The organism is Collinsella sp. TM10-22 (assembly GCF_003466125.1).
Lineage (GTDB): Bacteria > Actinomycetota > Coriobacteriia > Coriobacteriales > Coriobacteriaceae > Collinsella.
In genome coordinates, this window is the sequence record NZ_QSOC01000002.1 from 130,179 (window position 1) to 157,031 (window position 26,853).

Annotated in this window: 23 protein-coding genes; 11 read left to right on the plus strand and 12 right to left on the minus strand. The window is 59.1% G+C overall.

Going from position 1 to position 26,853, the window contains the following annotated elements; all coding sequences use genetic code 11:
* Positions 1 to 178: 178 nt before the first annotated feature.
* On the plus strand, positions 179 to 1,270 hold the full coding sequence (locus tag DXD94_RS02560; protein WP_117734467.1) for a hypothetical protein: 1,092 nt from the start codon (positions 179 to 181) through the stop codon (positions 1,268 to 1,270).
* Positions 1,271 to 1,350: 80 nt separating this feature from the next.
* Here the strand turns inward: DXD94_RS02560 and DXD94_RS02565 are convergent, their stop codons facing one another.
* A complete protein-coding gene (locus DXD94_RS02565) occupies positions 1,351 to 2,241 on the minus strand; it encodes a DegV family protein (protein WP_117734466.1) in 891 nt (296 codons plus the stop codon).
* Positions 2,242 to 2,559: 318 nt separating this feature from the next.
* Between DXD94_RS02565 and DXD94_RS02570 the strand changes: the two genes are divergently transcribed.
* From DXD94_RS02570 to DXD94_RS02580, 3 genes are all read left to right on the plus strand, one after another.
* A complete protein-coding gene (locus DXD94_RS02570) occupies positions 2,560 to 4,476 on the plus strand; it encodes a fructose-1,6-bisphosphatase (protein ID WP_117763143.1) in 1,917 nt (638 codons plus the stop codon).
* A 78-nt stretch (positions 4,477 to 4,554) separates the two neighbouring features.
* A complete protein-coding gene (locus tag DXD94_RS02575; protein ID WP_006235398.1) occupies positions 4,555 to 4,950 on the plus strand; it encodes a GtrA family protein in 396 nt (131 codons plus the stop codon).
* A 218-nt stretch (positions 4,951 to 5,168) separates the two neighbouring features.
* Positions 5,169 to 5,576, plus strand: a complete 408-nt coding sequence (locus tag DXD94_RS02580; RefSeq protein ID WP_022095123.1) for a GtrA family protein — start codon at positions 5,169 to 5,171, stop codon at positions 5,574 to 5,576.
* A 158-nt stretch (positions 5,577 to 5,734) separates the two neighbouring features.
* Here the strand turns inward: DXD94_RS02580 and DXD94_RS02585 are convergent, their stop codons facing one another.
* The 7 genes from DXD94_RS02585 to DXD94_RS02615 form a co-directional block, all read right to left on the minus strand.
* On the minus strand, positions 5,735 to 6,637 hold the full coding sequence (locus DXD94_RS02585; RefSeq protein WP_117763144.1) for a DUF4430 domain-containing protein: 903 nt from the start codon (positions 6,635 to 6,637) through the stop codon (positions 5,735 to 5,737).
* Positions 6,627 to 10,442, minus strand: a complete 3,816-nt coding sequence (locus tag DXD94_RS02590; RefSeq protein ID WP_158564777.1) for a DUF4430 domain-containing protein — start codon at positions 10,440 to 10,442, stop codon at positions 6,627 to 6,629. The genes DXD94_RS02585 and DXD94_RS02590 overlap by 11 nt, the downstream gene beginning before the upstream one ends.
* Positions 10,443 to 10,873: 431 nt before the next feature.
* The gene (locus tag DXD94_RS02595; RefSeq protein WP_117763146.1) at positions 10,874 to 12,637 is read right to left on the minus strand and encodes an AarF/ABC1/UbiB kinase family protein; all 1,764 of its coding nucleotides are present in this window, start codon (positions 12,635 to 12,637) and stop codon (positions 10,874 to 10,876) included.
* Positions 12,638 to 12,645: 8 nt separating this feature from the next.
* Entirely contained in the window at positions 12,646 to 13,062 is a 417-nt protein-coding gene (locus DXD94_RS02600) for a hypothetical protein (protein ID WP_055250902.1), read from the minus strand.
* 99 nt (positions 13,063 to 13,161) lie between these two features.
* Positions 13,162 to 14,685, minus strand: a complete 1,524-nt coding sequence (locus tag DXD94_RS02605; protein WP_117763147.1) for a C69 family dipeptidase — start codon at positions 14,683 to 14,685, stop codon at positions 13,162 to 13,164.
* 355 nt (positions 14,686 to 15,040) lie between these two features.
* Entirely contained in the window at positions 15,041 to 15,895 is an 855-nt protein-coding gene (locus DXD94_RS02610; protein ID WP_117763148.1) for a bifunctional 5,10-methylenetetrahydrofolate dehydrogenase/5,10-methenyltetrahydrofolate cyclohydrolase, read from the minus strand.
* A gap of 2 nt (positions 15,896 to 15,897) precedes the next feature.
* The gene (locus DXD94_RS02615) at positions 15,898 to 16,530 is read right to left on the minus strand and encodes a cyclodeaminase/cyclohydrolase family protein (protein WP_117763149.1); all 633 of its coding nucleotides are present in this window, start codon (positions 16,528 to 16,530) and stop codon (positions 15,898 to 15,900) included.
* Between the two features lie 375 nt (positions 16,531 to 16,905).
* On the opposite strand from DXD94_RS02615, the gene DXD94_RS02620 reads away from it, so the two are divergent.
* Both DXD94_RS02620 and DXD94_RS02625 read left to right on the plus strand, forming a co-directional pair.
* Positions 16,906 to 17,511, plus strand: coding sequence for a hypothetical protein (locus tag DXD94_RS02620; RefSeq protein ID WP_117763150.1), 606 nt, complete (start codon positions 16,906 to 16,908; stop codon positions 17,509 to 17,511).
* A gap of 225 nt (positions 17,512 to 17,736) precedes the next feature.
* A complete protein-coding gene (locus DXD94_RS02625; RefSeq protein WP_117763151.1) occupies positions 17,737 to 18,330 on the plus strand; it encodes a hypothetical protein in 594 nt (197 codons plus the stop codon).
* 94 nt (positions 18,331 to 18,424) lie between these two features.
* Here DXD94_RS02625 and DXD94_RS02630 read toward each other — a convergent pair whose 3' ends face one another.
* Positions 18,425 to 18,694 carry a hypothetical protein gene (locus tag DXD94_RS02630; protein ID WP_117763152.1) on the minus strand — a complete coding sequence of 90 codons (270 nt, stop codon included), beginning with the start codon at positions 18,692 to 18,694 and terminating at the stop codon, positions 18,425 to 18,427.
* Positions 18,695 to 18,937: 243 nt separating this feature from the next.
* Here DXD94_RS02630 and DXD94_RS02635 point away from each other — a divergent pair, with 243 nt between their 5' ends.
* From DXD94_RS02635 to DXD94_RS02650, 4 genes are all read left to right on the plus strand, one after another.
* Positions 18,938 to 19,108 carry a type II toxin-antitoxin system HicA family toxin gene (locus tag DXD94_RS02635; RefSeq protein WP_117763153.1) on the plus strand — a complete coding sequence of 57 codons (171 nt, stop codon included), beginning with the start codon at positions 18,938 to 18,940 and terminating at the stop codon, positions 19,106 to 19,108.
* A gap of 45 nt (positions 19,109 to 19,153) precedes the next feature.
* A complete protein-coding gene (locus DXD94_RS02640) occupies positions 19,154 to 19,606 on the plus strand; it encodes a helix-turn-helix domain-containing protein (RefSeq protein WP_117743008.1) in 453 nt (150 codons plus the stop codon).
* A gap of 139 nt (positions 19,607 to 19,745) precedes the next feature.
* Entirely contained in the window at positions 19,746 to 20,534 is a 789-nt protein-coding gene (locus tag DXD94_RS02645) for an ADP-ribosylglycohydrolase family protein (protein ID WP_117743009.1), read from the plus strand.
* A 32-nt stretch (positions 20,535 to 20,566) separates the two neighbouring features.
* Positions 20,567 to 20,788, plus strand: a complete 222-nt coding sequence (locus DXD94_RS02650) for a hypothetical protein (RefSeq protein ID WP_117743010.1) — start codon at positions 20,567 to 20,569, stop codon at positions 20,786 to 20,788.
* A 462-nt stretch (positions 20,789 to 21,250) separates the two neighbouring features.
* Here the strand turns inward: DXD94_RS02650 and DXD94_RS02655 are convergent, their stop codons facing one another.
* Positions 21,251 to 22,588, minus strand: coding sequence for a hypothetical protein (locus tag DXD94_RS02655; protein ID WP_117763154.1), 1,338 nt, complete (start codon positions 22,586 to 22,588; stop codon positions 21,251 to 21,253).
* A gap of 218 nt (positions 22,589 to 22,806) precedes the next feature.
* Here DXD94_RS02655 and DXD94_RS02660 point away from each other — a divergent pair, with 218 nt between their 5' ends.
* Positions 22,807 to 23,988 carry a cation diffusion facilitator family transporter gene (locus DXD94_RS02660; protein WP_117763155.1) on the plus strand — a complete coding sequence of 394 codons (1,182 nt, stop codon included), beginning with the start codon at positions 22,807 to 22,809 and terminating at the stop codon, positions 23,986 to 23,988.
* Positions 23,989 to 24,006: 18 nt separating this feature from the next.
* Here the strand turns inward: DXD94_RS02660 and DXD94_RS02665 are convergent, their stop codons facing one another.
* Entirely contained in the window at positions 24,007 to 24,993 is a 987-nt protein-coding gene (locus tag DXD94_RS02665; protein WP_117763156.1) for a hypothetical protein, read from the minus strand.
* 176 nt (positions 24,994 to 25,169) lie between these two features.
* Positions 25,170 to 26,837, minus strand: coding sequence for a formate--tetrahydrofolate ligase (locus DXD94_RS02670; RefSeq protein ID WP_117763157.1), 1,668 nt, complete (start codon positions 26,835 to 26,837; stop codon positions 25,170 to 25,172).
* Positions 26,838 to 26,853 lie beyond the last annotated feature (16 nt).

Sequence of the window (26,853 nt, forward strand, 5' to 3'; positions counted from 1 at the left end):
TTTTGCATACGGGACTTTCAAGATAGCACCTCGATTCCCGCCACCACAGCTCCTTCACGTTCGCCGGCCCTTCGGTCTAACGGATGACGCGGCGGGGAAAAATCAACTCGTCAAACGATTTAGCAAGCACAGCGCTGCCGGCACCCTGCCGGCCGTCATCACATAGAATCGAGCCTCCATGGATACCCTCAACGATCTAAACGAGCGCGTCGACGCCTTCGTCGGCACCAGCTCCTTCGACACGCCCACCGCGACAAACGACCAAGCCCCCATCGATGTTCCCGCCGAGGTTCACGAGGACATCGTCGCCTCGGTCGATTTTTCCGAGGTCGAGCTTGCGGACGAATTTACCGAGCCCCAGGTAGCCGTAACTCCCAATGGCCTTTTGCCCATGGAGCCGCTGCCCATCGACGGGCGTCTGCGCAAGGCGGCCCTCCGCATGCCCGATGAGATCGAGGAGGCCAGCGGCTTTACGCTCTTTGGCCGCCGCATCAAGTCACTCATTTACACCACCGATGTCGCGGTTATCCGCAACTCCAATGCCGATGCTGTCTTTGCGGTCTACCCTTTCACGCCGCAGCCCGCCATTACGCAGGCGCTGCTGACCGTCGCCGAGTGCCCGGTCTTTGTAGGCGTGGGCGGTGGCACCACCACCGGCAAGCGCTCCGTGCAGATGGCAGCCGTCTCCGAGATGCAGGGCGCGGCGGGCTGCGTGGTCAACTCCCCCGCCACCGCCGAGATGGTCGAGCACATCACTAACATCGCCGACATCCCCGTCATCGCCACGGTCGTTCGTTGCGACGACGATGCTCACGCCAAAGTGCGCGCCGGCGCCAAGATCCTCAACATCGCAGCCGGTAAGAACACGCCGCAGGTCCTGCGCGAGCTGCGCGAGCACTATCCCAACCTGCCGCTCATCGCGCCGGGCGGCAAGACGCCCGAAAGCATTCGCGAGACCATCGCCGCCGGCGCCAACGCCATCATCTGGACGCCGCCTTCGGCACAACAGCTACAGACCGACATGATGCAGCGTTATCGCAAGATGAAGGAAGACGCCACGCCCGTTATTTCGCGCGAAAATGTACCCATTATTGATCAGGTCGCCGCCGCCGAGGTCAGTCAGGTCGAGAATATGAATCCCGACGTGCCAATTCCCGACGAGGTCATCGAGCGCGTCGCCTCGATCCACGAGCGCGTTGAGGAACGTCGCGCCAACCGCGGCCTCAAGCCGTCACTACACGGCTTTTTCTTCCGCGGAAAGAAACGCTAGCAAAACAACTTGGCCCGCCCCACAAACGTGAGGCGGGCCGTTTTCGTTTGAGCAATCATGCGGCGACGTGATGGGGCAAATTAATCCACGCGCTTGTCGCCCATAAAGAAGAGCGCCACCGTACCAGGCCCGGTGTGCGAACCAATCAGAGCACCGATACTGTTGATCTCAATCTTGCCTTTGAGCTGCGGAACCTGTTCCTCAATCAGAGCCGCAACTGCCTCGGCATCCTCTCGGCACGCCGAGTGCGACATGATGCACTTACCCGAATAATCCGCACCGTCCTGCACGTGTGCCAACATGGTCTTAGCCATCTCGGAAATCGCGCGCTTCTTAGTGCGTATCTTTTCACGTGGCGACAGCCTACCTTCGCAATCGACCGTCATAAGTGGGCAAATCTTAAGCGCCGTGCCGATGATCGCGCTCGCAGCCGAAATGCGACCGCCGCGCAGGTAGCTCGACAGATCGGTCGAGAAGAACCAGTGGTGCAGGTTGAGCTTGTGCTCCTCGATCCAGGCAGCCGTCTCATCGAGTGAAGCCCCGCTATCGCGCACGTCGGCGGCATATTCCAGCAACAGGCCAAAGCCCGAAGACGCCGCCAGCGAATCGATGACGCGCACCTTGCCGCCCTGAGGATAGCGATCCGCGAGCATCTGTGCCGCAACGCAGGCCGATCCATACGTGCCCGAAATACCCGACGACAACGTCAGGTGCAGCACGTCTTTACCCTCGGCAACAATCGGCTCCCAAAACTCCTCATACTCACCCACGCTCACCTGAGACGTCTTGGGCATGGCACCCGCGGCAATCTGGGCAAAAAACTCGTCCGGCGTAATTGACTGATACAGATCGTCCGTATAGACAACATCGTCGATCTCGTAATGAAAACACACGACAGGGATATTGCGCGACGCAAAGAACTCCCGAGTTCGGTCGGCGGCAGATTCACAGGTCAGGACAAAATCACTCATATGAGGCTCCTTACTCATTGCTGCGCAAATTATCGCACAGTGAGCCTACATACGGTACATATGTTCACTATTTACCAAATAGAGCCAGAGGTAGTGAACATCTTTACCGTCATCATCTCTATCGACCCCAGCGGCATGCGTCTGTAAAAACGACCCTACGTCTCCACCCAACCGCCATATCTACCTCAACTAAATCGATTTATCAAACCGTTCGGCCAACAATTCGGCCGCCTATCCCCAATCGAAACAAAAGCGGCGCATACTGATAAACATTTGACGCTGTTTATCAGTTTTACCAACCACATCGGAAGGTGTTTCATGGTCGCATTCGATCGCAATCCGCAAGACTTTAAGTATCTGCGCCTGCTGTCGAGACAGTTCCCCACCGAGCAATCCGCGTTCACCGAGATCATCAACCTCTCGGCCATCCTCAACCTACCCAAGGGCACCGAACATTTTATGAGCGACGTGCACGGCGAGTACGAAGCCTTTATGCACATCCTCAACAACTGCTCGGGCGTCGTGCGCGAGCATGTCGACGAGATCTTTGGCGAAACGCTCTCCTTTGACGAAAAGGGTGAGCTGTGCACGCTCATCTACTACCCGCGCGAGAAGATCAAGCTGGTCCGCAGCCAGCACGAGGATTCCCCCACCTGGTACAAGACAATGCTCGACCAGCTCATTATGGTCGCTCGCTCGCTTTCGAGCCGCTATACGCGCTCCAAGGTGCGTAAGGCCATCCCACGCGATTACGCCTATATCATCGACGAGTTGTTGCACACGCACCCGGACGAGAACAACTATCGCGTGCGCTATCACGAGCGCATCGTGGAGTCCATCCTGGAGACCGCCAGCGCCGACGACTTTATCGAGTCGCTTGCCTCGCTCATCAAGCGCCTGGCTGTCGACCACCTGCACCTGGTGGGCGATATCTTCGACCGTGGCGGCGGCGCTGCCAAGATTATGGACCGCCTGCTCACCTACCATTCACTCGACATCCAGTGGGGCAACCACGACCTGCTGTGGATGGGCGCCGCAGCCGGCGAGCCCGCCTGCATCGCCACGGTGCTGCGCAACAACCTGCGCTACGACAACTACGAAATCCTCGAGAACGACTACGGCATCTCGCTGCGTGAGCTCGTCGCCTTCGCCGACGCCACCTATACCGCCGACGAGTCCATCAGCCCGCTCATCAAAGCCATCAATGTGCTGCTCTTTAAGCTCGAGGGTCAGATTATCCAGCGCCACCCCGAGTTCGATATGGTCGACCGTCTGCTGCTCGACAAGATCGATCACGACACCGGCACGGTCACGCTCGCCGACGGCAGCGTATGGCAGCTCACGACCAATGACTTCCCCACCGTCGACCCGGCGGACCCCTATTCGCTCACGCCCCAAGAGCAGCACATCATCGACAAGCTCGTGTCCGAGTTTGTCACCGCCGATCACCTGCATCGCCATATCGATTTCCTCTACACCCACGGCTCGATGTACAAGGTCGCCAACGGCAACCTGCTGTTCCATGGCTGCGTGCCGCTCAACGAAGACGGCACCTTTAGCAGCATGAACTGCCTGGGCACATGGCACGCTGGCCGCGATTATCTCGATTTTTGCGACCACATCGCCCGCCGCGCCTGGCGCGTGGGCGACCGCGACGCTCTCGACTGGATGTGGTACCTGTGGATTGGCTTTAGCTCACCCGCCAGCGGACGCCTGGTGCGTACCTTTGAGCGCGCCTATATCGCCGATAAGAGCACCTGGGTCGAGCCGATGGACCCGTACTTTACGCTTACCAAGTCGCCCTCGGTCTGCGATGATATCATGCGCGAGTTTGGCGTCGCGCCCATGGCATGCTCGCCGACCGGCCACATCATCAACGGCCACACGCCCGTTAAAACCACCAAGGGCGAGCAGCCCATCCGCGCCGAGGGCAAGCTGTTGGTCATCGATGGCGGCTTCTGCCGCGCTTACCATCCCAAGACGGGCATCGCCGGCTATACGCTCATCTCGAGCTCACGCGGCTGCCGCCTCAAGTCGCACCGGGCCTTTACGACGGTTGCCGAGGCACTCACGCGCAACGTGGACATCGAAAGCGAGACCAACCGTTTTGACCAAGCGGACCGTCGCCGCATGGTGAGCGACACCGATACTGGCGCCAAGATCCGCAGCCAAATCCAAGACCTGCGTCAGCTGCTCGATGCATATAGAAACGGTGCTATCGAGGAGCGCGCCTAGCACCACCCGCGGGGATTGGCTAAACTTGCTGAGTTTGTCATCCCCACGGCGCCCCGGCGCCGGCTTAAGGCAGGTACCATGCAAAAGCTCCTTGCGCAGATCATGAAATTTGGCGTCGTCGGTGTCATTGCCACGGTTATCGACTTTGGCATTATGAATCTGCTCCACTACGGTCTGGGCCTCAACATCCTAATCGCCAACACCAGCGGCTTTATCATCTCACTCATCTTTAACTACCTCGCAAGCATGAAGTACGTGTTTGCGCACAAGGAAGGCATGAGCCGCCGCCGCGAGTTCATCATCTTTGTCGTGCTGTCCGTAATCGGCCTGGCACTCAACGACGGTATCGTGCTGACACTCAACGCCGGCCTGGGACTCGAGGCCAATATCGCCAAGATCTGCGCCACCGCGCTTGTCATGGTCTACAACTTTGTGACCCGAAAAATCTTCCTGGAGGGCGACGAGACAAAATAGCTCGAAACCCCTGCAGCATTACGGCGCCCACGGACGACGCGCACTCAGCGCAGTATCGTCCGTGGTGTCGCTCGTTTACGGGCAAATTTTCAACGTTTGCGGATTAGCTCTTGAAAATTTGGCGAGTTCATATAGTTCTTGGCAAAGACCTTACGTTTCCCTTGTAAAAGCTCTAAAGTATCCTCTGCTCGATTCATCAACGCATTGGATGTGATTACGTGCGCAAGGCGCTGGCACAACCTCATACCAAGCAGTTCCTCAAGTTTGCTGTCGTGGGTCTTATCTCCTTTGGCATCGACTGGGGCATGCTCATTGCGCTCGTCGAGCTGTTCCACCTCGACTTTTTGATGAGCACCACGGTTTCGTTTATCACGTCCGTCGTGGTCAACTACTGGCTCAGCATGAAGTACGTGTTCGACCACCGCGAAGGCATGAGCCGCAAGCGCGAGTTCACGATCTTCACCATCCTGTCGGTGATCGGCCTGGGCCTCAACGACCTGTACATGTTTGTGGGCGTCACGTTTTTGAGCATCGGCTACCAGGCCATGAAGGCCATCGCAACGTTCCTCGTTACCTGGTACAACTACTTTAGCCGCCGCTTCTTCCTCGAGGGCGCACGGTCGTAGTCGATTCACTATTTGCTTGAATGTATAACCGGTTGGAATTCCCGTTCCAACCGGTTTTTTGTTTGCCGAGAGACCCGGCGACCCAGTCCCATTCGCATGAAAACGGGCGGTCCGGATGTTGGTCCGAACCGCCCGTCTGGCGCGCTATGTCGAGGCCCCTAGCCTGTTACGTAATACCAAACCACGTTGTCACCGTTGGAGAGAACGTAGTTGCTGCAGGCCGTCATAGGCGTTGCACCGTTGACGGAGTACATCCAGCCGCTCGTTCCGCCGTACTGTTTCTCGGCCAAACCACCAATCGCAGAAACATACGTGCCGTACGATGAGCCGTGTGCGTTGACAGAAAGGCCCAGCGCGCACAGGGCATCGTAGACGGTAGCGCCCTCGTTAAAGGTAAAGGTGCCGCCAGAAGACACAGGATTGCCCACAGCGCTCGATGTGACCGAAACCGTCACCGTAACGTAGTTGGACTCCTGTGAGCCGCTTTGGCTGCCCGAGGAGGCGTTTCCACCATTAGAGGATGAGGCTCCATCAGACGACTGGCTACCGCCCGAAGAAGCACCGCCAGACGCATTGGAAGTATCACCGGCTCCCGTATTTTGGGCAGCGGATTTATCGCCAGACTTCTTGCCGCTCCGGTCCTCGGACTTCTTGCTATCCGAGTTTTTGTCCGATTCCTTGTTTGAAGACTCGGAATCGTCCTTGGCGTCGTTCGAACCCTTGGGCTCGTCTTTTGCATCATTCGAAGATTTGGAATCCTTGGAACTAGCCTCGCCCGAAGCGGCAGACGAGCCAGACCCCTTGGTGTCCTTGGCGACGACGCTCTCCCCCGTCACGGTCTGAACGATCCAGTCAATGGACCAGGCGCCGCTCTCGGAAGGATGGACGAAGCCCAGCGAGACGACGATCAGAATGGTGCACGCGGCAGCAAGAACGCCAAGGAGCGCCTTGCGACGAGAGGCGGACGCCGCCGAAGCGGCGCCCTGTTGCTTTGCATCGTCGAACTGAATGAACGAGGAGTCGGGCTGTTGCCCGCTGGTCTCCTTGGGCTTATCGGGCATTACCGTCACCCTTGCCGCGCTTGGTCAGCACGAAGACGGCGATGAGCGCGAGGCCAATCACGCCGGCGGCAACGCCGACGATGGCGAGCGGATTGGTGCCAGTCTCCTGCTCGGAAGCACTAGAGGACTTCTTAGCAGTGGTCGTGGAAGCAGCACCCGTATCGGACTTGGAATCGGACTTCTTGTCGGACTTGCTGTCCTTCTTGTCAGACTTCTTCTCGTCCTTCTTATCGGACTTATCGGAGTCCTTCTTGTCGGACTTGTTGTCCTTGGTCTCGGTCTTGGTCGACACCGTCGTCTTGGTCGTCGGCTTATGACCCGGGGCGACAGCGCCGCCAGCCTGCTGGCCCTTCGTGCCGGAGCCGGAACCCGTGCCAGTGCCAGCGCCAGCGCCGGAACCGTTGCCAGCGCCACCGTTGCCACCATTAGTGCCAGAACCGCCATTACCGCCAGGGTTAACGGCATTCTTGGTCCACTTGGCATACAACGTCAGGTCGGCCGTCACCGGCGTGCTAAAGTCATACGCCTGCGTGCAAGCCTCATCGGTAAACCAACCGCCGAAAGTGTAGCCATCGCGCGTCGGATCGGCCGGCTTAACCAGCTTGCCATCGGCCGTAGCAACAAACTTAGTGTCGCAAGCAGACCCGCCGTTGGAATTAAAGGCAACCGTCCAAGACTCAACGGCCCCCAGCTTGAACAGCGTGCCCGAGTCATTGATGTAGTACAGGTTGCCAGATGCATCGGCAATGACCGGAGAGTCGCAGTGCTGGTAATGGCCAGCCGCATCATAAATCTGCGTCGCCTCTGCATCGCCGAGCGTATAGCGATACACGCCACCACCAGCAGAGTAGTTGACGTAATCCTTGCTATCCGCGCTGTTAACGGTGAAGTACACATAGGTCTTGCCGCCCTGAACACTCACCAGCGGAGTAGCAGCAATACCGTTAAATCCGGCCGGAAGTTCTTTACCGTCAGCAGCGGTGACCATCGTGGTCTTGCCGGTCTTCAGATTATAGAGAGCCAGAGCAGAGCCAGTAGCCGTCTGTCCGCCGACAATCAAGCTTTCGCCAGCCACCGCCGGTGCGCTCATGTTATTAGTAAGACCCAGATCGACCGTCTTCTGCTCGCTCAGTACGCCCTTCGCCGAAAGCGAAATCACATGGAGCTTTCCATCGTGCGTCATCTGATAGAAGGTCGAACCATTGGACGGATCGGCGACACAGTCGGCGTTCGCGAGAGCGCCGAGCTTCATGGTCGAAACGACATCGCCCGTCGTCTTATCAATGCACTTAAGCGTACCCGCGCTCGTAGGAACGATGGCATACTTATCTGTCAAAGCCGCACCAGTCCAGTAATAGCCCTCGGCAGGGTCGATGTTCTGCCAAGAAACTTCGCCCGTGGCAATCTTAATGCGCGCAAAGGAGCCGTTGCCGTAGGTCGCGTTGTAATTCTCGTCATACGAAATATCGACCGAGCCTACATAGACGTATTCGCCGTCCGAAACGACAGTGCAGGAGCTCTGCGTCAAGTCCGTCAAACCAGGCGTCAGCCACTTGCAGATCAGCTTGTCTGCAGTAATCGCCTGGGCCGCACCGCCGTTGAGCGGAACGATGATAAGGCCATTGGTATAGATCGGACGAGAGGTATAGCTCACCTTGGAGGCAAGCGGCGCAGAGGCAACCTTTTTGCCCGTGGACGAATCGATCTTAATGAGCTCATTCTCGGTCGCGATGTACACAAAGCCGTTAGCGATGACAGGTTCGCTGCAGTTGGCATACTGCTGACCAGACTCGGCCTTCCAATCGAAGGCCCACTTAAGACCGGCGGCCTGCGCAGGCGTCTTGGCATCCGTTACGGTCGAACCGTTGCCACTGTTGCCGTAGCCAGCCCACTCGGCATCCCAATCAGGAGTCGTCGCACTCGGGTCCACGACAATCTTGTCGGGATCGGGCATGGGCGCACCATCGGTCGTATAGGCAAACGTAACCTTGTCGCCGCTCGTGAGCGTGACCTGGTTGGCGCAGAGAGATGAGGGCTTTCCGTTGATATACAGGTGCCAATATTTATTGGTCGCACCATCATGGCCGTACGCCCTGCCTTCGAACGGCGAAGTAATGGACCAGTATGCACCACTCTGGGAGGCCTTGTAATCAATGCCCTTCGCCTTCAGAACCGTCTCAATAAGGTCCTGGGCCGTAGAGCCTTCGGGCAGGGAAACATTGCTTGCTGAGCCCCAGCGAGTATTGTTGCCGTTGACATCGGGACCGATAACATCGACAGACCCAAGAACCTGGCCAGGAAGGGCATCGCTGTCGCCGGCATACATAAAGGTGACGGCGTCACCCTCATGGAGCTTGTAGGCACCGGCGCCAACGTCGGCGAACTTGTACTTTGCGTCGGACTTGCCCTTTACGTAGAAGCGCCAATAGCTATTGGTCGCAGCATCATAGCCACAATAGGACTTACCATCGAAGGGCGAATAAATGCCGTTGAGGAACCAGCCCCAAGACGATTCGCCAGCATCGAGAGTAAGGCCGACCTGCTCAAGTAGATCCTTAGCGGTGGAGCCTGCCTTGAGGCTCGTCTGGCCCGTCGAAGCCCAAACCTGCTGCTTGCCGTCCTTGTCCTTACCGAGGACCTGAACGGAAGCATGGACAGAATCGGAGGGCAACTGGTCGCCCCAGCCACCGTAGAACCACGTAACGGTATCCCCAGCATGAATGGTGACATTGTCTGCCGGGTAGTCGCTCGACTTGCCGTTGATAAACAGCTGCCAATAGGTCGAATAATCTTGGGGCGTACCCAGCTCAACACCGTTGTACTTAAGACTCAGAATGAAGGAGCCCGCAGCAACGGCGTCAATATCATTCGCCTCGAGCGCGGCCTTCGTAAGGTCAAGCGCGCTCGAACCGGACGTCACCACATACTGCGCGTTGTCGACCCAGGTCTGAGTCTTGCCCTGTGCATCGCGACCAATGACGGTCACATTTGCGGCAACCTGGTCCTTAACGACAGGGGACGCGCTACCAGCCGTATAGGCAAACTCAATCTTCTGCCCCTGGGTGAGCTTGACGCCGCTCGCGCCAACCGAGGAAGACGCGCCGTCGACAAACAGCTGCCAGAAAGCATAAGTCGTCGGATCGTAGGCAAGCGTGCGACCATCGCTCGGGGATGTGATGCTTTCGAGGTAGAAACCGTATGCCGTGTTCGGTTCGTACTTCGCCTTGAAGCCCGTCTTCTCCTGCAGCTTAATGAAGGCATCCGCGGCCGTCGAGCCCTCGTCGAGCTTGAGCTGCGTAGGTGCCACCCAGGTCTGAGCCTTGCCGTCGGCATCGGTGCCGATAATCGAGAACGAGACCTCGACTTGCTTCTTGGCGACATCGCCGGTTTCTGTCGGGTTCTCTGCCTGAACGGTAGCCGCGGCGGCAGATCCTGCTTGGCCAGCGGGCGCCGTCGAAGACTGCTCACTCGTGGCAGGGCTCTCCCCCGTCGCCGAGCCTTCGTCGCCAGTTGCTGCCTCTGTTGTGTCGGCACTAGCTGCAGGCGCGCTCCCGGAATCCGAAACCTCGGCCTTGCCCTGGTCGGCAGTACCGCCCGCGGCCCCCGCGCCCTCACTCGGCGTCGCAGCCTGAGCCACAGCCTCGGCAATGCCCTCGGCGCCCTCGGCCCACAGCTGAGCCGGCGTGGTGCCAAAGACCATCGCGAAGGCCAGGAATGCCACCAGGCAGCGCTTGGCTACACCGCGTGCAATCGCGCCACGGCGATGCAACGAGGCGCGCTCGCGCTCGTCCTCAAACATATCCATTTGTCCCCCATTGTCTGTACTTGAAGCGTTGCCTTGAGGCTGCCCCACGTCATCGCGCATGTTGCGCTCGAGCTCCCCCATCGGGGTCCCCTTTCCCTCCAGAGCCCTATGCACACCGGCGGCATACGCCGCAGCCGCATGCAAGATGGGAGGCGATCCGACTTAACCTTAACGGCTCAGGCGCGCCGTCCGATCTGCGACGCGAACATCCCGAGCCAAGAGGAATTACGGTTACTGGTACAGCCGGGGACTTGCACCCCGATTCTCCCAAACGCGCAGGAAAACCGCGCATTCGTGCGTCTCCGCACCACCATCTAGGCCATCTATTATTACTGTCAATATGCTATCACGCAAAAGGGCCTCGCACGCAGGCGAAGCCCAAGGTAAAAGCTATTGTTTGCGATAGGAAAATGCGGTGACAGTCGCAGCCTCTAGTGCTTGCCGCCGTGACTGTTGAGCCAGATATTGCGGCCCAGCATAAGCGCCAGCACCAGCGCGCTCACGTAACCCAAAAAGCCAATGACCGGGATACCAAACACAACCGGCTCGATGCGCGCGTAGTACACCACCGACGAACCGATAAACAGGCCGGCAATCACAATTGCCATCGACATGCGGTCGATAATTCCACCCAGCTGTCGCAGCGCCTTATCGCTGCTCATGATCTGCGTGTTCACCTTAAGCTGGCCGCGCGTGAGCATGCGCGAGGCCAGGCCCAGATACTCGGCCGCCTCGAGCGAGCCCTTCACCGCGCGATAGCTGCTCGCGGCAAGATCGCTCCCCATATCGCGCACGCGCGCATAGGTGCTTTTCTCGTTTTTAATATGCGTCTGGATGATCTGGATCATGTTGACGTTGGGCATGTACTCGGTCAGCAAACCCTCGAGCGTCACCATGCCGCGCGCGAACATCGTCACCACGCTCGGCAGCTCAACGTCATTCTTACGCGCGAGGTTTAACAGCGAGGTCAAAAACTCGCCGATATCCAGATCCTTCAGGTCAAGGCCCGCAAAGTCAGCCACGATAAAGTCAAGATCGGACAAAAACGCTGAATGATCGAGCTCGGCCGAGTCGCCACGCGTCACGGCGAAGCGCATGAGCGAATCCTTGAGCTTGGGCACGTCGCCCTCGGCCACGGCGAAAATCATGTCCTTAACGATGCCACGATCGTGGCTCGACATGCGTCCGACCATGCCCAAGTCGATAAAGTAAACGATGCCGTCCTTGAGGATGATGTTTCCCGCATGCGGGTCGGCATGGAAAAAGCCGTCATCGAGCACCTGCGTCGAGTAGTCCTCGACAATCGCGGCACCGATCTTTTCCAAGTCATAGCCCTCGGCCACCAAGCGTTCAGGATCGGCGATCGAAATGCCGTCGACGTAGTCCATAACCACCACGTGCTCGGTGCACAGGTCCAGATAGGATTTAGGGCACGTCACGCCATGAACGCTCTTGTGGAACTCGTAGAAGTCGTTGAGGTTTTTTGCCTCGGCCAAAAAGTTGGTCTCTTCGCGAAACGAGGTCCACAGCTCCTCGACCACGCCGTGCAGGTCCACAAACTGATCGGTGTTGACGAACTTGGAAACGATACGCACCACCGAGCGGATGATATCGATGTCCTGTGCCATAACCTGCTGCGCACCTGGGCGCTGCACCTTAACGGCCACGTCCTCGCCCGTCACCAGGCGGGCGCGATGCACCTGCGCAAGCGATGCACTACCAAGCGGATTTGGGTCGATCGCATCGAACATCTCCCCCAGGCGCAGGCCGTATTCTTCTTCCAGACAACTGAGTACGACCTCGTACGGCACCGGCTCCACGTCAGAGCGCAGACGACGCAGCTCGTCGCAAAAGCGTTGCGGCAGAATCTCGGACCGGTTGGCCAGAATCTGCCCCATCTTAACGAACATGGGGCCGAGTTCCTCGAGCAGGCGGCGCAAACGAACCGGCGTGAGGTTATCCCACACGCGGTACTTTTTGACCAGGCGAACAATCTGCCCGATGCGCTCGCGGCGACCCGCCGGCGTGAGCTGGTATTCCTCATCCGGCGCCATCGCCTCGGGCTCCTCGGGGACCATATCGACAGCGCGCGGCTTCTTGCGAGCGCCCGAGACGGCGGCATCGACCTCATCGACAACCGCCGCCTCGTCACCCAAGGGATCTAGATTGTTGTAATCGGTGGTGGAATCTGCCATCTGCGCTGCTACTCGGCCTCTTCGGTATCCTTCGCATCGTCGGGCTCAACGGACTCGACGGGCACCGAGGTCACGTTGTCCTCGACCGAATCGACGATGTCGCGCACATGGGCCAGGAAGGCCGTGCGCTCGGGAGCGGTCATAACGCGGACGCGAGCCAGAATGAGTTCGTCGAGCACGCGCTGGGCCGCGGTCTCGCCCTGCATGCCCAGACGCTCGGTCAGGTCGGAGATAGTGCCACCAGCCTGCTCGAACATGTCGGACACGCTGCGGGCGATATCGGGGGCGCCTGCGTCCTTGCGCACCTGCTCACCCTTGGTATTAAGGTCGTCGAGAACCTTCTTGCTGCCCTCGACGGCAACGGCGGCGGCGCCGAAGCCCACGTTGATGGCACCGTTAACAAGCTGATCGAGTTTCATAACCATGGTTGGCTCCAATCACAAACAACTGCATTGGCGTTCTTGTACCCAAGATTGAGCGAAAGCGACAAAGCGTTTTAGTGCTATACGATCGACGGGAAATCCCTACCTCACGTTGTCGTTCATCGCGAAAGAGTTCTTCATGGCGCAGCTCGTGGTGTAGAGCACCTTGCCCAGCAGAGCATCGGTCTCCACCCGCACGCGCTCGGCAAACTCCTCGTTGGCGCGGGCGAGCTCGGCAGGCACTTCGGCCTCGGGCAGAACGGCTGCGGCAGCATCGACGTCATGGATCTGCTTGTGGCCCATGCCACCGACCTTCTCCTGATAGTCCTCCACGGCGCGGCCGCACTCATGGAAGCGAACGTCAGCCAGCGCGCCGATCAGGCGGTTGGCCCAGTAGAAGTTTTCGGACGTCACGCGAGCCTGTGTATCGGCATAGTACTCGGGCATGGTCTCGACGTTGGCGTACAGCGGAACCAGCGCGTTAAACGAGTTGGAACCAAAGGCCATCCACTGCACGGCGCGATAGGCCGGCTGCGCATAGGGGCGCAGCTGCAACACGGCGAGCTGGCTGTTGCGGTTGATGCCGATGGGGCGATAAGCGCCACGCGTGGCAGGCGTGCCCTTGCTGCCGTAGCAGTCGTACTCCGTGCCCTGGTAGTGGCTCGAAAGCACATACTTAATGTCCTCGATGGTCACCTTGCGCTCGGGCACGCGGCTCCAGGGGATATCGTCGCTCTCGGGCGTGTAGTCGGCGTCGGGGCCGTCCCACACATCGCTGGGGTTGAGGCAGCGCTGCATGTACCACGCGCGCGGCGTGTTGTAGACATGATCGCTGTCGCTGTGCGAGCCAAAGGCCTCGCGCGGGTTAAAGACCACAGCCGGACCGTCGCCCTCAACGCCCAGCGTCAGGTCCAGATGCCACTCGGCCATCCAGGAGCGCAGGTCGGCAGAGCACATGTGGTTGACCTGGGCGCCCTCGGCGTCATCCAGGTCAAAGCTGTCGATACCCAGCTGATTGGGCATGGTCACATAGGCGTCATCAGGCACACGCTTGGCAATCCAGTGGTGACCGCCGATGGTCTCGAGCCACCAGATCTCGTCCACGTCGCTAAAGGCGATGCCGTTGTTCTCGTAGGTGCCGTAGCGCTCGAGCAGGTCGCCCAGGATACGAACGCCATCGCGGGCAGACTTAGCGTACGGCAGGACCAGGGTCACCATGTCCTCCTCGCCCAGGCCACCAGACTGCGCCGGCACATAGCCGTCCTCACCCTCGTTGCCCTTGGCGGGCACGTAGTCGACAAGCGGATCGGCGCCACGGACGCGCTCGTTGGTGGTAAGCGTCTCGGTTGCAGACATGCCAACGTTGAGCTCGTTGAAGCCGGCCTCGGCCCAGATGCCGTGGCCCGGGATAACGTCAGGGACGCTTGTGTAACGCATGGGATTGTCGGGCAGCTCAATGGCTAGGTGGCTCAGGACACTCGTGTAGACACGCGGCTGCTCGTCGGGATGCACCACGCACATGCGCTTGGGCTCAAACACCCCGTTGGACGAGTCCTCGTTGCGGGCGACAAGGGTCGACCCGTCGTAGCTCGCGTTCTTACCAACCAAAATCGTTGTGCACGGCATGCGCATCCTCCTTGAGCGAAGAAATCAAACGATAACAGTGTATCGCTTCGCCGCAGAAAGGGCGAAACCACGGCGCTGGCAACCCCTGTGGTCAAAAAATGCCAAATATGAGTACTGTCACCAATTTAGTAGCAGCAAATTTCCTTGTAATAGGTGCCGAAAATCCCCATTTGTCCAAAAGTAGGACAACGTTATTCCCCATAGGTTCAATAAAATGGGCTCCCTAGCGAGAATAAATATCGCTAGGGAGCCCAAAAGACATAAAAACATATGTGACTATCTTGGCAACAGTACTCATATTTGACGTTTTTTGACCACGTGGTATATCGCGAACCCCTCAAACAGCCCAAAACGCCTATTTCGATGCGCGCTCCGACGCCTCAATCACGTGTTTAGCGAGAATCGCCGTCGTCACAGCGCCCACGCCGCCCGGCACGGGCGTGATGGCGTTAACGACCGGCTCCGCGGCAACAAAATCGACGTCACCCACCAGCTTGCCAGCGTCCTCATCCCAGTTAATGCCAACATCGATGATCGTCTGGCCCTCGCGAACCGCATCCGCGCCAATCGTGCGCGCACGTCCAACCGCGGCAACAACAATGTCGGCAGCACGGCACTCGGCAGCAAGGTCCCGCGTATGCGTATGGCACGTCGTCACGGTGGCATTGCGAGCCGTAAGCAAGGCGGCAACGGGACGGCCAATCACCAGCGACCGACCAACGACCGCGACCTTGGCCCCATCCAGCTCAACGCCGTAATGATCAAGCAAAGCAAGCACGGCTTCGGCTGTGCAGGGGGCAAAGCCCTCGCCTCGCCCCGAAAGCGTGGTAAGCAGCGAGGCCGGCGTCATGGAGTCAACATCCTTGACGGGATCGAGTGCTGCGGCAACTGCATCCTCGTCAAGCCCAGCGGGCAACGGACGAAACATCAGGCAGCCATGAACAGCAGGGTCGGCATTGATGCCCTCGATAGCAGCCATCAGCTCGTCCTGCGAAACATCGGCAGGAAGCAAAACACGGCGAGCCTCGATGCCAACCTTCTCGCAGCGCTTGAGGGCGCCGCGCTCGTAGGATAGATCGTCCTCGCGCTCGCCCACGCGAACGATAGCAAGCGTCGGAACAACGCCGTGCTCGCGCAAAGCCGCGCAGCGAGCAGCGAGATCCTCAGTCAAAGCGCGGGCAACGGGAGCGCCTTTAAGCAGCACGGCCATGGCTATCCCCTCTTCCTTGCGGCGTCGGCGGCACGGCGCGCCAGCGCATCGGCGCGCGGCAGCCACGTATCCAGCAGCTCATCACACGCCGCCTCGAGCTCCTCGGCGCGCGCCCGGTCTTTCATAGACGTGGTATTGGCAAAAAGCGTCAGGCTCGCGCCCTGCATGGCGGCGCGGCAGAACACGGCACCGCACGCCACGTCTGACAGCAGCTGACGCGAGCCCTTGTCGGCCATGTCCTCGAGCAGTGCCAGCGCGCGTCCGCAGGCATCCATAATCCGATACGGTGGCATGGCCGCCACGCGCAACGCATCCTGAATCACCGCGGGTCGAGCCGGATCATCACGAGGAATACCGTATGCCGCGGACACCTGGCCGTATGCACGAACATCCTCGGCAACCAGACCCACAAGTTCCTGCGCCAACTCGTCTGCCTGGGCAAATGTGCGCGTCAGATCGTCCGCGCGATCCGCAAGCGCGGGATTGGTTGCTCCATAACGAGCGACCATTCCGCAAAGCGAGGCGCCCAGCGCGCCCACAAAGGCGCTCGCACTGCCGCCGCCGGGCACCGGCTCGCGTGCGGCAAGCGCCTCGGCAAACTCTCGACAGGTTTTATCCATCATCTCTTGGCTCATACGCACGCACCTTCAAGTCATATACATCGATCGGGCGGCAACCGCCAACCAACCGCATCGAACACGTAATGGTGCTAAGTCTAGCCCATAAGCACATGAGCGTCAGCGCACCTGGCCATCGCGGATTTCTATGGCACACGATAGGCGGCAGCGACGCAAACATGAGACACATGGCCCACGTTTCGGGACTCTCGGACGGCGGCAACTGGGGCATACATATAGATAAGGAGCCCCATGCTGGGGCAACGCTCGCCACGGCGCCGGACAAAGAACGGAGGAATCACCGCACAGCAAATAAAGCCATCAGTGCATGCGCAACCGCCGATTGGCGAACCGCTGCACACGATGCCCCTAACAGACAAGGAGGACGCCACCATGAAGAAAAAGACCCTATCAATCCTTTCCCTTTGCATCGCCCTCTTTGCCGCATTTGCCCTTGTCGGCTGCGGCGGGAGCGCATCGGGCGGGGGCGGCAGCGCCGCCAAGAGCGAGAGCAAGGAAAAAGCCCCCGTTGCCAAGAAGACCGACTTTATCTGGTTTAAGGTCGAGATGCCCGAGGGCGTCGGCGTAAGCGACTCCGCCGGCAAGAATGCAGATAGGATTCAGCTCACCTTCCCCGAAGATGAGAACGCCTCGGGCGATCGCTTTATCCCCGTTTGGAAAAAAGCGCTGACAGCTGAGGAGTCCCACGCCGACCAGGCAGAAAAGAAGGGGGATACGTTCCAGTGGAAGGATGGCGGATCCGTCGAGTATAACGGCAGGACATGGCTCGTCGGAACGTACGAGGACAACAGTGGCATCTCAACACTCCTCTTTACCGACGTTGAACCGGGAAGCGTCTACGTCCTTATCTCAAACTTCGAACTGCACAAGAAAGAAGCCGAGGCACTCCTCAACTCCATCGAGTTCCCCGATGACATGGCGGAGGCGGTTTCCGAGGCACGCGAAGTCGAGATTTCGAGCATCGAGATCAAGCATTAGGGGCTCGCACGCAGCATCGCATGCGCAGTCATTACATGATCGGACGCCCAGCCGGGGGAGGATCGGATCAGCCGGTCCTCCCCTACTTATATCGCGACATATTGCCACTTGTCGGCGCAAATCCGGCCCCAAGAATGGGACATGTGGCCCACCCGAACGAGCCGCTCGCGCGTACAGTAAAGACAGGTAATCCATGGACGGTTACAGACCGAGGAGGACACGACCATGAAAAAGAAAGCCTTTGCGATTCTCACCCTCTGCATCAGTCTCTTTGCCGCAGTTGCCCTGGCAGGCTGTGGTGGAAGCGGCGGCGCCGCCGGCAGCGGTGGGGGCGGCGGCGCAGAAAAGCCGGCCGTGGACATGAGGACCGACTTCATCTGGTTTAAGGTCGAGGTCCCCGAGGGCGTCGAGATCACCGACGTCGCAGGCGATACCGCCGACAGGGCCCAGTTTAAGTTCACCGAGAGCGAGCACGCCAGCGACCGCTTCATCCCTGTCTTCGACTCTGACAAGAACGCCGACGAGCTGTTCGACTACGAGGCAAAGTGGAAGGCCAACTCCGGATGGACCGAAAACGACCCCGTTAAATACAACGGCAAGACCTGGCGCAGTGCTTACTTCACGCACTCGGGCGGCGTAACGACTGAGTACTTCACCGACGTTGAGGGCGGCAGCGTCTACGTGCGCATCGACAACGTCGAGGAGCACAAGGACGCCGTCGAAGCCATGATGAAGTCCCTGGAATTTGCCGACGACATCGCCAAGGCAAAGACCGAGGCCATGGACGTCAAGCTCGAGGATATCGAGATCAAGCGCTAAAGCTCCAACGGCATGCAGCAGCGCCGTTTTAGCTCAGCCGGGATGCAAGGTGCGACTCCTTGCATCCCGGCTTTTTGTGTTCGAAAGCGCCCGGTCACATCACCATGTTCAACGCATTCACAAACTCCTGAGCTTGGAAGCGGCTGCTCGGGCTAAAGACACAAGCAGTCAACAACCTGTTGCGCAGGAAAACGTCGCGGCCCTTGACCCTGTTGACCCACGTGATGTCCTTAAGATAGACAATCTCGGTGTGCTTGCCGCCGAGAACGCCCTTCTTAAGCACCTCAAGGCGATTCGGGTAGATCTTAACGTCTTTAAACCTACCCGAACCTTTGTCCTGGAATAGCAGCGTATTGTTGTCCATGCGCGTCACTCCCGTGGGGCTCGCTAAAACTGTCTCTATGGTCACACTTTAGTCACCGCAAACCCTTTTCGCGGTCGCGCACGGAGCACCAAATCGTGTCCGCACGAGCAAATAAACTAATACCGCAAGGACTATAAGCCGTTATCCAAGGATGGTGAAATAAAACAAGGGATTAGCAATGGCTAAGATTTAAGTCTAAAACCCTTAGTAAGTGCTAATATATAGTTATTGAAAGAGGCTGAGATGCAGAGACGCGAATTGATCCGTATCCTCGAAGAAGCCGGCTTCATCTCGAAAGGAAGCACCAATCACGAGAAGTTCGTCAAAGGCGACAAGCTCGTGCTCGTGAAACGCCATCGAGAGATCGAGGAGCAAATTGCCAAAAGAATCCTAAGGCAGGCAGGGCTTCGATAGCTCATCCTCATCACATTTCGCATCGCTTTTTAAAGGAGGTCTTACATGGTTTACGTATGGGAATTCGAGTTCTTTGATTCGGACGGCGTTGTCGACGCTGTGCCATGTGGCTCGCTGGGCGGAGGTGGAACGTTCGGATCCGACCTAAACGACGCTGTCGAAAGCGCCGCTGATTTTCTCGCATGCATGGTCGATGACCACCTAATGGGCGGCGTTGACCTGCCTGCGCCGGACTTTGGCCACGAGCCGCAGCACAGTGGCAAGATTATCGCCGTGGCCGTCAGTCGCGAACTCAACGATATCCCCGCCGTCACCGCAGCGGATGCCGCGCGCATACTTGGCGTTAGCTCGGCAAGAGTATCGCAACTGATAAATGCTGGACTGTTGGATTCATGGAAGGATGGCACCAAGCGCATGGTATCCAAAGCTTCCATCGAGGCACGACTCGCCGACGCTCCAAAGGCAGGACGCCCAAAAGAAATGCCTGTTGCCGTGTAAAGAGACGTCTAGGCATACCATTTTGGCATATTGACTATTGAGTTCTCTCGATTCGCGACGCACTGCGTCGCGAATCGAACTGAACATATTGCCGCAGGTAGCCGCGCATCCTCAATCCAAAGTACGAGAGGTGTTTCCCATGACAGACAGACCGAAAACAACGCTACGCGACTGTATTTACGGGCTTGCCGTCGGCGACGCGTTGGGCGTTCCCTACGAGTTCAGGCCCCGCGGCACGTTCGAATGCACGGACATGATCGGCTACGGCACGCATGGGCAGCCCGCCGGCACTTGGAGCGACGACACATCTATGACGCTTGCCACCTGCGACTCGATTAGGGAGCTCGGGCATATCGACACCGCAGACATGCGCGACAAGTTCGTAAGCTGGATTGCCCGTGGCGAGTATACGATTGACGGCGTTTTCGATTACGGTGGTACGACCGCCTGCGCCTTGCACGCCGGCAAAGGTGGCTCCGGCGAGCGCGACAATGGCAACGGATCGCTCATGCGCATCGCTCCCCTGGCGTTCACCGATGCGACGGACGAAGAGGTCAGAAAGGTCTCCGCGATTACGCACGCCCACAGAACGTCAACCGACGCATGCATCATATATGTCGAGCTGATGAGGGATGTGATGAATGACGTGCTCCCCTCGTGGGCACTCCATCTGAAAGGCGTGCCCGAGCACGAAATCAGGTCCGGCGGCTTCGTGCGCGACACGCTTAAAGCCGCTACCTGGTGCTTTGTCAACACCAACAGTTACGAAGATTGCGTGCTTGCCGCCGTCAACCTGGGCGACGACACCGACACCACCGCAGCCGTCGCCGGCGCCCTCGCCGGCACGGCCTACGGTCTCAAAACCATCCCACAGGAGTGGGTCGACGCCCTACGCGGAAAAGAGCTGATTGAGAGCTGCCTGTTTTAGGGCGCCATTCAAGAAATAAGGCAGGAGGCGTCATGGAGAGGAAGATCGCAAATATAGACGAGTTCCAAGTGGACGAAAACGGGATTCCGCTATTTCCAGCAGGACTGAAGGAAGAAGCCAACCTCTATGTCCTCCCCGACGGGCGTTACCTCCCCTGCGGGGTCTACCGGACCGAAGATGGCGGCTCGCTCATTTATGAGCCATCCGAACTAAGCTTCTTCGGGCAGATGCTTGCCCAATTCAAAGAGAGCTAGAGGCTTGATTGCCCGTTAGATCGACACTGCTCCAAACCAGGGGGCAGGCTATCCTCCACCGCGGCCCGTGAGGTAGAATTATGATTGCCGCGGAATCCGCCTGCGGGCAACGCTCCGATCTCCGATTGGGGTGAAGCCTATGAACTTGTTTCTTGAAATCCTGCGCCTCTCGATGTATGTGACCGGCATTGCACGGAACCTCTACTCGATCTGGCAGGAATATAAGCAGTAACGGATAGCGAAGGGAGTCATAAAGAAAGGGCCGGTTGCAGCCGGCCCTTAAGACACTTGTACCTGCGTTGCCCGCGTCTCCGAAGTGTGACTAGCTAAGGAGCGGGTTCCGCGGCACATCCTGATTTTACCCAGTGGCAAGACTCTTTTACAGCCGTTCCACCGTTTATTTACATCTGCCATCACGGGCGGGATGTTTTGCACTCTCGCGAGCCAACCGGCACCACTCCCCTACTTACCAAAGATCGCAGCGAGTAAGCCCTTTCGTTTGGGCTTTTCCTCTCGGTAAGAGCCCTCGGCAGCTGCCGCCACCTGACGCGGTTGCTCGCCGCCTCCGCGGCGTACGATCTGGTATAGGAAGGGCGATTTAACGTATTTGACCTCGATGGGTGTGGCGTGCACGGTGCTTTCGCTCGACAGTATCACGTTGGGATTGAGCGGTGCCACCACATGCGTCTCGCGCTTGTCGCTAAACGCTACCGCGGCCGCGCGACCCGTCTGGCCGTTCACGGCAATGCGCACCTGCTCGCCGTCGCGACTATCCGACGCCGGGCGATCGACAAAGTAGACCGGCACCATCACCAGGCCGTCCTTATGCTTGCGGGCCTTGCGCGCCCAGGCGCGGATGCTCTTTTTATTGAGCCCCAGCATCGCCTCGGCATCGTTGCCGGCAATGTCGAGCGCCAGCTTGTCAATGACCACCTGGTCCTTGGTGGACGCATCGACGGAGACAATCCGGAAGTCGCCTTCTTGCATGGCCGGGTCAAACGGCCCAACCTTGGCAAAGTCCCACGGCTCCAGAATGCCCATGAGGCGAACGTCCAGGTAGTTTGCCCTGGGATATGCCCAGTCGAGCACCTCGTAGTACACCAGGGTTTCCTTGTTCAGGCCCTTGCCCGGGAAGGACGCCATCATGCGAAGATCCGCAAGTGCCATGGGGAAGTAGAAGAGCATCATACCGTTTTGGATCGCATCTTCCACATCGTGGCCGGCAAAGGCATCTGGGTATTGGCGTACCAGCTCAAGCGCATTGGCACGCGCCTGCTGCGGCGTTATCTCGCAGGGAATACCCTGCTCGGGCACATATTCCGCACCAACGCCCATGGTCAGACGCTTGCTAAACGTCCCCGGCTTGAGCAGGTCAGCGACACCGATTTTATTGCCGCACGAAGGGCACTCAAACACGCGCTGGGTTGACTCACCCTCAAAGGACGCTCCGCAGAAGGGGCAAGGAATACTCACATGCGTGGCATCTTGGAACTCCTGCGCCGTGCCGCGATCCTCCCACAGCAGATGTTCCAGGACCGACTGATTGCGCCAGTGCGAATTAAAGAAATACCAGTCCGGGTCCTCCGGGCGCTCGAGCTGCGAGACGTGCGTGAGCTTAAGCAGCCCATCGACAACCGTCAGCGGCGCATGGCGAATGCCCAAGGCGCTTTTGGGCTCCCCCGCATCGGCCTGCCACGGAATGACCGCACCGCAATAGGCGCACTCAAAGCTGCGCTTAGCCTGGTGTGAGTACATGGGGCCGCCGCAGTTTTGGCATTTAATAGCAAACATCTCATCCATGGAAACGTCCTCCTTTGCACAGGGGCTGTCGACATTAAGTATGTCGAGTAAACAGTCACATGCCCATACCCATGTGGCCCAAAATGGACCACCCAGGCAGACGAGAAGACTCGCTCGTTAGCACCGGCAGACTATTGCTGCATTTTCTGATCATCGGTGCACGGCGCCCCCGCGCGAGCTACACTATCCCCTTAAACATGATTGTGAGGACGATCGCCATGCTATTTGTTCATCGACTGGTACATAAACTTGTTCCCGGCAGCGAGGGCGAACCGGTCGATGCCGGCACCCGCACCAACGCGGGCTTTGCCGCAAGCCTCATCTGCATTGGCCTCAACATCACCCTGTGCCTGGCCAAGGGCATCGCGGGCCTGCTCGCCGGTTCCGTCTCCCTCATCGCCGACGCTTTCAACAACCTCTCCGATGCCTCGAGCAACATCGTGAGCCTGCTTGGGTTCCGCCTTGCCAGCCGCCCGGCAGACGAAGGTCACCCCTATGGCCACGGCCGCTATGAGTACCTAGCCGGCCTATTCGTCGCCGTCCTGGTTTGCGCCGTCGGCATCAACCTGATCCTCGAGTCGGTCACTAAGATCATCAAGCCTTCCCCCACCGCATATTCGGTGCTCTCCTTAGCCGCCCTCGTCTTGTCCATGCTCGTTAAGCTCTGGATGGCCGCGTTCAACCGCGCACTGGGCAACCGAATCGATTCCGAGACGCTCATCGCCACAGCACAGGACTCCAAAAACGATGTCATCACCTCGGGCGCGGTCTTGACGGCAGCACTTATTTCGCAAACGACCGGCTTTGACCTCGATGGCTGGGCAGGCCTGGGCGTGGGCATCTTCATCTGCATCAGCGGCATGGGCCTCGTGCGCGACGCCATCAGTCCACTGTTGGGACAGGCACCCAGCCCTAAGCTTGTTCAAGCGATTCGCGACAAGATCATGTCGTATCCGCAGGTCCTGGGCACGCACGACCTCATGGTGCACGACTACGGCCCCGGCCGCCAGTTTGCCAGCGCCCACGTGGAGATGCCCGGCGAGGGCGACGCGTTTGAGCACCACGAGATCCTGGACACCATCGAGCACGACATCAAGCGCCAGATGGGCATCGACATCACGCTGCACAGCGACCCCATCGCCACCACAGGCGACGACCTGCGCGGCTGGGTCAAGCGCGGCGTCATGCAGATCAATCCCGCGCTCTCCATCCACGACCTGCACGAGCACGACGGGTTCGTTTCGTTTGACCTGGTGCGTCCCGACGGCTTTGACATATCCGACGAGGAGCTGCTGGAGCTCGTCACGCGCATCGTGCACGAGCGCCGGCCCGATGTCTCGTGCGTCGTCACATTTGACTCGGGCTTTAGCTCGCCCGAGCGTCCGGCAGAGCAGCTGTAACCCCGCTCCGCTCGGCCGCTAGTTTCCCTGTGCACCCAAAATGCCGTTTTGTAGGGCGTTCCAGGCATCTGTCGCCATGTCTCCCAAGTTCTGCGCGGTATCGCCCAGGTTTTGTGTCGTATCGCCCAGCTCTTGCGCCTTGTCTCCCAATTCCTGCGCCTTGTTGCTCAGGTCCTCCAGCATGTTGGAGCTCGAGCTGTCGGTGCCGCTTTGGCCGTCGGACGAGTTGCCCGAGCTGTTCTTATGCGTGAGTTGAATTTCAAGGTTACCGTTGTCGTTATAGTAGGCAGAAGTAACGACCCAGTTGGCATCGACGACGGGCGTTGAGCCATCATCAGTCAGAACCACGGCATTCGAAAGATCAGCGCCGCGCGACTTGAGAATCTTTTTGGCGTTGGACCAGTACTGTCCCGGGATATCGCCCAGCTCTACTGCACCCACCTGGGCGACCTCTGTCTGCTCGGCCGTCGTGCTGGTTGTAGCACCTCGCTTGTTGAGCATGCCCGACACAATGGCGAACACAATCGAGAGGGCAAAGAAGATCGCCAGCACAATGAGGATCTTCTTGATCACGCTCGACGAACGCGACGGCTTCTTCTCCTCGTCCTCGCCATATTGCGGAATCGACTTGGGGTACTCGCGATACGGCTCCCGCGACCCGTAGCGAGGCTGCGCCGTGCGAGGCATATACGTCGTCTGCTGAGGCTGCGAAATGGGATTCTGCGGCAGTTCATCATAGGGATTCGGCGTCGAGGCGGCATAAGAATCCTGCGGCGCGTAATCAAACGGGTCCGGAGCTGCGTTGCCATAGGGGCCATGCGAAGATGCAGCGTAAGAATCCTGCGCCGTGTCGCCATAGTCCATAACCCGGGTGGGCTCGGCAGAAGGCTGCGTCGCGGCGGGGTCGGTATAGCCGGGGTTGGGAACAACGCGGGTCGCATCGGCGCTATCGCCAGCCTGCGCGGAACCGTAGCCGCCCATCACGGTTGTCTTGTCCTGATCCATGCAACGATTCCTTTCCGTCGCCCGTAAGCATCAAGTTATCCATGCATTCTACCCGCGCAAAAGCCTATGATGGGCAGAGCCCGTCGGTATCTACAAGACAAGCGCGGCCAGAAACAAAAGCCCCGCCGGGCCTTGGTAGGCGCGGTGGGGCGGGCAAGCGGCTATGAGCAGCAGGCTTAGAACAGGCCGGTGATGTTGCCGTCGTTGTCGACGTCGATGTTCTCGGCCGCGGGAACCTTGGGCAGACCCGGCATGGTCAGAACGCTGCCGGTCAGCGCGACCACAAAGTGGGCACCGGCGGAAACCTTGAGCTCGCGTACCGTGATGCGGAAGCCCTCAGGAGCGCCCAGCGCCTTGGCGTTGTCGCTAAAGCTGTACTGGGTCTTGGCAACGCACACCGGCAGGTTGCCAAAGCCGTTCTCGCGCAGCTCGGCGAGCTGGCGCTTGGCAGCCGGCGTAAAGTCGACGCCATCGGCGCGGTAGACCTTAGTGGCGACAGCCTCCAGGGCGTCGGCCACATCGGCACCGTCCTCGTAGGCAAACTTGAGCTCGCTCGGCTGCTCAATCAGGCGCATGACCTCATCGGCCAGATCGAGCGCGCCCTCGCCGCCCTTGGCCCAAACTTCGGACAGCTTCACGTTGACACCCAGCTTCTGGCACTCGGACTCGATGAGCGCAAGCTCGGCCTCGGTGTCCGTCGGGAAGCGGTTGATGGCGACCACACAGGGCAGACCGTAGACGTTCTGGATGTTGTCGACGTGACGGAGCAGGTTGGGCATGCCGGCCTTGAGGGCCTCGAGGTTCTCCTCGTTGAGGTCGGCCTTGGCAACACCGCCGTTGTACTTAAGGGCGCGAGCGGTCGCGACGACCACGACGGCGTTGGGACGAACGCCCGTCATGCGGCACTTGATGTCCAGGAATTTCTCGGCACCCAGATCGGCACCAAAGCCGGCCTCGGTAATGGCGACATCGCCAAAGCGCATCGCCATACGCGTGGCCATGATAGAGTTGCAGCCGTGGGCAATGTTGGCGAAGGGACCGCCGTGGACAAACGCGGGCGTGCCCTCGAGCGTTTGCACCAGGTTGGGCTTGAGCGCATCCTTAAGCAACGCGGCCATGGCACCCTGGGCCTTAAGGTCGCGGGCACGGACGGGCTCGCCGGCAAAGCTGTAGCCGACGACGATCTCGCCCAGGCGCTCCTTGAGGTCGCTGATGCTCGTAGACAGGCACAGAATTGCCATGACCTCGGAGGCGACGGTGATATCGAAGCCGTCCTCGCGCGGCACGCCCTGGGCTTTACCGCCAATGCCGTCAATGACGTGGCGCAGCTGACGGTCGTTCATATCGACAACGCGCTTCCAGGTGATGCGCTTAACATCGATACCGAGCTGGTTGCCTTGCTGAATATGGTTGTCGAGCATGGCGGCCAGCAGGTTATTGGCGGCGCCAATAGCATGGAAGTCGCCGGTAAAGTGCAGGTTGATGTCCTCCATGGGGATGACCTGCGCCCAGCCGCCGCCGGCAGCGCCACCCTTGACGCCAAAGACAGGGCCGAGCGAAGGCTCACGCAGGGCCACAGCGCTCTTGACGCCGCGACGGCGCAGTCCATCGGCCAGACCGATGGTCGTAGTGGTCTTGCCCTCGCCCGCAGGCGTGGGGTTGATGGCGGTCACGAGGACAAGCTTGGCCTGGTGATCGGTCGGCTCGTTGAGCAGGGAATAGTCGACCTTTGCCTTGTCAAAGCCGTACGGAATCAGATGCTTAACGTCGACGCCGGCGTTCTTGGCCACCTCGGTAATAGGCAGCGGCGTAACAGAACGTGCGATTTCGATGTCAGTAGGCATGGGCGGTCCTTTCGTT

Excerpts from the sequence above, each read along its gene's own strand:
- DXD94_RS02655 (WP_117763154.1), bottom strand. The coding sequence starts at position 22,588 with ATGGATGAGATGTTTGCTATTAAATGCCAAAACTGCGGCGGCCCCATG.
- DXD94_RS02575 (WP_006235398.1), top strand. The coding sequence starts at position 4,555 with ATGCAAAAGCTCCTTGCGCAGATCATGAAATTTGGCGTCGTCGGTGTC.
- DXD94_RS02665 (WP_117763156.1), bottom strand. The coding sequence starts at position 24,993 with ATGGATCAGGACAAGACAACCGTGATGGGCGGCTACGGTTCCGCGCAG.
- DXD94_RS02565 (WP_117734466.1), bottom strand. The coding sequence starts at position 2,241 with ATGAGTGATTTTGTCCTGACCTGTGAATCTGCCGCCGACCGAACTCGG.
- DXD94_RS02625 (WP_117763151.1), top strand. The coding sequence starts at position 17,737 with ATGAAAAAGAAAGCCTTTGCGATTCTCACCCTCTGCATCAGTCTCTTT.
- DXD94_RS02600 (WP_055250902.1), bottom strand. The coding sequence starts at position 13,062 with ATGGTTATGAAACTCGATCAGCTTGTTAACGGTGCCATCAACGTGGGC.
- DXD94_RS02635 (WP_117763153.1), top strand. The coding sequence starts at position 18,938 with ATGCAGAGACGCGAATTGATCCGTATCCTCGAAGAAGCCGGCTTCATC.
- DXD94_RS02585 (WP_117763144.1), bottom strand. The coding sequence starts at position 6,637 with ATGCCCGATAAGCCCAAGGAGACCAGCGGGCAACAGCCCGACTCCTCG.
- DXD94_RS02670 (WP_117763157.1), bottom strand. The coding sequence starts at position 26,837 with ATGCCTACTGACATCGAAATCGCACGTTCTGTTACGCCGCTGCCTATT.
- DXD94_RS02610 (WP_117763148.1), bottom strand. The coding sequence starts at position 15,895 with ATGGCCGTGCTGCTTAAAGGCGCTCCCGTTGCCCGCGCTTTGACTGAG.
- DXD94_RS02660 (WP_117763155.1), top strand. The coding sequence starts at position 22,807 with ATGCTATTTGTTCATCGACTGGTACATAAACTTGTTCCCGGCAGCGAG.
- DXD94_RS02620 (WP_117763150.1), top strand. The coding sequence starts at position 16,906 with ATGAAGAAAAAGACCCTATCAATCCTTTCCCTTTGCATCGCCCTCTTT.
- DXD94_RS02595 (WP_117763146.1), bottom strand. The coding sequence starts at position 12,637 with ATGGCAGATTCCACCACCGATTACAACAATCTAGATCCCTTGGGTGAC.
- DXD94_RS02605 (WP_117763147.1), bottom strand. The coding sequence starts at position 14,685 with ATGCCGTGCACAACGATTTTGGTTGGTAAGAACGCGAGCTACGACGGG.
- DXD94_RS02590 (WP_158564777.1), bottom strand. The coding sequence starts at position 10,442 with ATGGATATGTTTGAGGACGAGCGCGAGCGCGCCTCGTTGCATCGCCGT.
- DXD94_RS02560 (WP_117734467.1), top strand. The coding sequence starts at position 179 with ATGGATACCCTCAACGATCTAAACGAGCGCGTCGACGCCTTCGTCGGC.
- DXD94_RS02615 (WP_117763149.1), bottom strand. The coding sequence starts at position 16,530 with ATGAGCCAAGAGATGATGGATAAAACCTGTCGAGAGTTTGCCGAGGCG.
- DXD94_RS02630 (WP_117763152.1), bottom strand. The coding sequence starts at position 18,694 with ATGGACAACAATACGCTGCTATTCCAGGACAAAGGTTCGGGTAGGTTT.
- DXD94_RS02650 (WP_117743010.1), top strand. The coding sequence starts at position 20,567 with ATGGAGAGGAAGATCGCAAATATAGACGAGTTCCAAGTGGACGAAAAC.
- DXD94_RS02640 (WP_117743008.1), top strand. The coding sequence starts at position 19,154 with ATGGTTTACGTATGGGAATTCGAGTTCTTTGATTCGGACGGCGTTGTC.
- DXD94_RS02570 (WP_117763143.1), top strand. The coding sequence starts at position 2,560 with ATGGTCGCATTCGATCGCAATCCGCAAGACTTTAAGTATCTGCGCCTG.
- DXD94_RS02645 (WP_117743009.1), top strand. The coding sequence starts at position 19,746 with ATGACAGACAGACCGAAAACAACGCTACGCGACTGTATTTACGGGCTT.